4 protein-coding genes are annotated in these 4,878 nt (G+C 65.1%); all 4 read left to right on the plus strand.

Annotation, left to right across the window (positions count from 1 at the left end; translation table 11 throughout):
* Window positions 1–13: 13 nt before the first annotated feature.
* Complete coding sequence (locus N5D48_RS25560; protein ID WP_279888885.1) at window positions 14–403, plus strand: DNA polymerase III subunit chi; 390 nt, start codon at window positions 14–16, stop codon at window positions 401–403.
* A 5-nt stretch (window positions 404–408) separates the two neighbouring features.
* A complete protein-coding gene (locus N5D48_RS25565) occupies window positions 409–771 on the plus strand; it encodes a DNA polymerase III subunit chi (RefSeq protein WP_279888880.1) in 363 nt (120 codons plus the stop codon).
* Between the two features lie 189 nt (window positions 772–960).
* Window positions 961–3,807 carry a valine--tRNA ligase gene (locus N5D48_RS25570; RefSeq protein WP_279888882.1) on the plus strand — a complete coding sequence of 949 codons (2,847 nt, stop codon included), beginning with the start codon at window positions 961–963 and terminating at the stop codon, window positions 3,805–3,807.
* 161 nt (window positions 3,808–3,968) lie between these two features.
* The coding region (gene rlmF / locus N5D48_RS25575; protein ID WP_279888884.1) for a 23S rRNA (adenine(1618)-N(6))-methyltransferase RlmF at window positions 3,969–4,878 on the plus strand (910 nt) is incomplete at its 3' end.

Genomic DNA, 4,878 nt, shown 5'->3' on the forward strand with positions numbered 1-4,878 from the left:
GCCCACCGACTCGCTGTCGGCGCGGTTGGATTTCGCCTGCAAGCTGTGCGAGAAGGCCTGGCGGCTTGGCCACCGGGTCTACCTGCATTGTCAGGACGAGGCGCAGCGCAGCGAGCTCGACCTGCGCCTGTGGCAGTTCAAGGGCGAGGCATTCGTGCCCCACGATCACGCCGAACAGCACCGAGACGCCCTCGTCGCGCTGGGTGTCGGCAGCGATGCCGGCGAACACCGTGACCTGCTGATCAACCTGGGCGGCGATATCCCCGCCTTCGTCGGCCAGTTCGAACGCGTCGCCGAGATCGTCGTCGAGGAACCGGCCATCCGCCTGGCCGCTCGCGAACGATTCCGTTTCTACCGCGAACAGGGCTATGCTCTGCAAGACCACCGCTTACAGCGACTCTGACGAAGATGGACAAGCAGCTGACCTCCCTCACCCATTCCGCCCACCTGCTCGACGATCTTGAATCGATCCGCGAACTGCTGGGCGATTCGGACCTGCAACCGCCGCTGCTGACCGAGACGGTGGAGCAGATTCCCCTGCTGCTCGACGAGCCTGCTGGGACCCCGCCGGCTGTCACGCCAGCACCAGCGCCCGCAGAAGATGCCCAGGCCCGCCGCCAGGACACCCTGTTGCACCTGGACGCCGAGCTGCGCACCGCCGCCCAGCAAATCATGCAGGACGTGATCAACGACTTCACCCCGCATATCGAGACCGAGATCAAGCGACGCCTCGATGCGCGGCTGGAGCGGTTGCTCAAGCGTTCCGAGTGACTCTCTGGGGGCCGCTTCGCGGCCCTTTCGCGACACAAGGCCGCTCCTACAGGGGAACGCGATCTCCTGTAGGAGCGGCCTTGTGTCGCGAAAGGGCTGCAAAGCAGCCCCGGCGCCTGTCGCCTCAACCTCCTGCGTTGGTTATACTTCCCGGCTTTCCCGAATTAATGCCTAAGGGTCCCGCCGCGCATGGATAAGACCTACCAGCCGCACGCCATCGAAACTTCCTGGTACAACACCTGGGAGTCCGAGAACTATTTCGCTCCACAAGGTGCAGGCGAGTCCTACACCATCATGATCCCGCCGCCGAACGTGACCGGCAGCCTGCACATGGGCCACGGTTTCAACAACGCAATCATGGACGCGCTGATCCGCTTCCGCCGCATGCAGGGTCGCGACACCCTATGGCAGCCGGGCACCGACCACGCCGGTATCGCCACCCAGATGCTGGTGGAGCGCCAGCTCGAGGCCAAGGGCCAGAATCGCCATGACCTGGGTCGTGAGAAGTTCCTGGAGAAGGTCTGGGAGTGGAAGGATCAATCGGGCGGCAACATCAGCCGCCAGATCCGCCGCCTGGGCTCGTCGGTGGACTGGAGCCGCGAGCGCTTCACCATGGACGACGGCCTGTCGGAAGCTGTCAAAGAGGCTTTCGTGCGCCTGCACGAGGACGGCCTGATCTACCGCGGCAAGCGCCTGGTCAACTGGGATACCAAGCTGCACACGGCGATTTCCGACCTCGAAGTGGAGAACCACGACGAGAAGGGCCACCTGTGGAACCTGCGCTACCCGCTGGCCGACGGCGCCAAGACCGCCGAAGGCAAGGACCACCTGGTGGTCGCCACCACCCGTCCGGAAACCCTGCTCGGTGACGTCGCCGTCGCCGTCAACCCGAGCGACGAGCGCTACCAGGCACTGATCGGCAAGTTCGTCGAACTGCCGCTGGTCGGCCGTCGCATCCCGATCGTCGCCGACGACTACTGCGACCCCGAGTTCGGCACCGGCTGCGTGAAGATCACCCCGGCCCACGACTTCAACGACTATGAAGTCGGCAAGCGCCACAACCTGCCGCTGCTGAATATCTTCGACAAGAACGCCACCGTGCTGGCCGCCGTACAGGCGTTCAGCCTCGATGGCAGCGTCATCGACGACATCGACACCTCGCTGCCTGCCCAGTACGCCGGCCTCGACCGCTTCGTCGCGCGCAAGCAGATGGTCGCCGACCTCGACGCCCAGGGCCTGCTGGTCAGCATCGACGACCACGCGCTGAAGGTACCGAAGGGCGACCGTTCCGGCACCGTCATCGAGCCGTGGCTGACCGACCAGTGGTACGTCTCCACCAAGCCGCTGGCCGAACCTGCCATCGCTGCCGTGGAAGACGGCCGCATCCAGTTCGTGCCCAAGCAGTACGAGAACATGTACTTCTCCTGGATGCGCGACATCCAGGACTGGTGCATCAGCCGCCAGCTGTGGTGGGGCCACCGCATCCCGGCCTGGTACGACGAGGCCGGCCAGGTCTATGTCGGCCGCGACGAGGCCGAAGTGCGCGCCAAGCACAACCTGGGCAGCGAGGTGAAACTGCGCCAGGACGACGACGTGCTCGACACCTGGTTCAGCTCGGGCCTGTGGACCTTCTCCACCCTGGGCTGGCCGGAGCAGACCGAGTTCCTGAAGAAGTTCCACTCCACCGACGTGCTGGTCACGGGCTTCGACATCATCTTCTTCTGGGTCGCCCGGATGATCATGCTGACGATGCACCTGATCAAGAACGAGGACGGCACCCCGCAGGTACCGTTCAAGACCGTCTACGTGCATGGCCTGGTCCGCGACGGCCAGGGCCAGAAGATGTCCAAGTCCAAGGGCAACGTGCTCGACCCGCTGGACATCGTCGACGGCATCACCCTCGACGCCCTGCTGGAAAAACGCACCAGCGGCATGATGCAGCCCAAGCTTGCCGAGAAGATCGCCAAGCAGACCAAGGCCGAGTTCCCCGAAGGCATCGCCAGCTACGGCACCGACGCCCTGCGCTTCACCTTCTGCTCGCTGGCCTCCACCGGTCGTGACATCAAGTTCGACATGGGCCGCGTCGAAGGCTACCGCAACTTCTGCAACAAGATCTGGAACGCCGCGCGCTACGTGCTGGACAAGGGCGAGGACTGCGGCCAGAACGGTGAGGCCTACGAGCTGTCGCTGGCCGACCGCTGGATCATCTCGCAACTGCAGCGCACCGAAGCCGAAGTGACCCGCCAGCTCGAGCAGTTCCGCTTCGACCTGGCCAGCCAGGCGCTGTACGAGTTCATCTGGAACCAGTACTGCGACTGGTACCTGGAGCTGTCCAAGCCGGTACTGTGGGACGAGAATGCCCCGGTCGAGCGCGCCCGTGGCACCCGCCGCACCCTGGTGCGCGTGCTGGAGGTCGCTCTGCGCCTGGCCCACCCGTTCATGCCGTTCATCACCGAAGAGATCTGGCAGCGCATCGCGCCGCTGGCCGGTATCGATGGCAAGACCATCATGCTGCAACCATGGCCGGTGGCGAACGAGAGCCGTATCGACGTCGGCGCCGAAGGCGACATCGAATGGCTGCAACAGCTGATGGTCGGCCTGCGCAACATCCGTGCCGAGATGAACATCGGCCCGGGCAAGCCGCTGCCGCTGTTCCTGAAGAACGCCAACGCCGACGACCAGCGTCGCCTGCAGGAAAACGAAGCCCTGCTGAAGAAACTGGCGAAGGTCGAGTCGTTCACCGTGCTCGGCGAGCAGGATGAAGCGCCGCTGTCGGCCACCGCGCTGGTGGGTGACCTGCAGGTGCTGGTACCGATGGCCGGCCTGATCGACAAGGATGCCGAACTGGCGCGCCTGAACAAGGAAATCCAGCGCCTGCAGGGCGAGGTCCAGCGCGTCGGCGGCAAGCTGTCCAACGCCGCCTTCGTCGACAAGGCCCCGCCTGCGGTGATCGAGAAGGAACGCGCCAAGCTGGCCGAGTCGGAGCAGGCCCTGGCCAACTTCACCGAGCAGCATGCGCGGATTGCTGCGCTGTAACAATCTGATAGACCGCTGGGGCCGCGTTGCGGCCCTTTCGCGACACAAGGCCGCTCCTACAGGACGGCGCCAGCTTGAAAGGCGCCGCTATCCTGTAGGAGCGGCCTTGTGTCGCGAAAGGGCTGCAAAGCAGCCCCACTGCCGGCAACACCGGACCGACCATGACCAACAAACCCACCCTGCACCCACGCAACCGCCACCAGGGCCGCTATGACTTTCCCGCCCTGATCAAGGCGCACCCGGACCTGGCCCGCTTCACCATCACCAACCCCTACGGCAAGCCCAGCATCGACTTCGCCAACCCCGAGGCCGTGCGGGTGTTCAACCGCGCCCTGCTCAAGGCCCAGTACGGCATCCAGCACTGGGATATCCCGGCCGACTACCTGTGCCCGCCAATCCCTGGCCGCGCCGACTACATCCACGTGCTGGCCGACTTGCTGGCCGAGGACAATGCCGGCGAAATCCCCCGCGGCGCCCAGGTGCGCGCCCTGGATATCGGCGTCGGCGCCAACTGCATCTATCCTTTGCTCGGCCACAGCGACTACCGCTGGCGCTTCACAGGCTCGGACATCGACGGCGTGGCCCTGGCCTCGGCCAAGGCCATCGTCCAGGCCAACAAGCTCGACAAGGCCATCAGCCTGCGCCAGCAAGCGCAGCCCAGGCACATTCTCAGTGGCTTGCTGCAGGCCGACGAACGCTTCGACGTCACCCTGTGCAACCCGCCATTCCACGCCTCCCGCGAGGAAGCCACCCGCGGCAGCCAACGCAAGTGGAAGAACCTCGGCAAGCAGGACCCCAAGCGCAAGCTGCCGGTGCTGAACTTTGGCGGGCAGAACAACGAACTGTGGTGCGAAGGCGGCGAGATCCGCTTTGTCAGCCAATTGGTCGCCGAAAGCGCCCAGTACGCGGCCCAGGTGCTGTGGTTCACCAGCCTGGTGTCCAAGGCCAGCAACCTGCCGGGCATCGAGGCAGCCTTGAAGAAGGCCGGGGTGAAGGCCTTGCGCATCGTCGAGATGGGCCAGGGGCAGAAGCAGAGCCGCATGGTCGCCTGGAGCTTCCAGGACGACAGCG

It is taken from the genome of Pseudomonas sp. GD03858 (assembly GCF_029840925.1).
Lineage (GTDB): Bacteria > Pseudomonadota > Gammaproteobacteria > Pseudomonadales > Pseudomonadaceae > Aquipseudomonas.

What these genes read in the sequence shown, in the direction of transcription:
- N5D48_RS25565 (WP_279888880.1), top strand. Translation starts at nt 409, where the DNA reads ATGGACAAGCAGCTGACCTCCCTCACCCATTCCGCCCACCTGCTCGAC.
- N5D48_RS25570 (WP_279888882.1), top strand. Translation starts at nt 961, where the DNA reads ATGGATAAGACCTACCAGCCGCACGCCATCGAAACTTCCTGGTACAAC.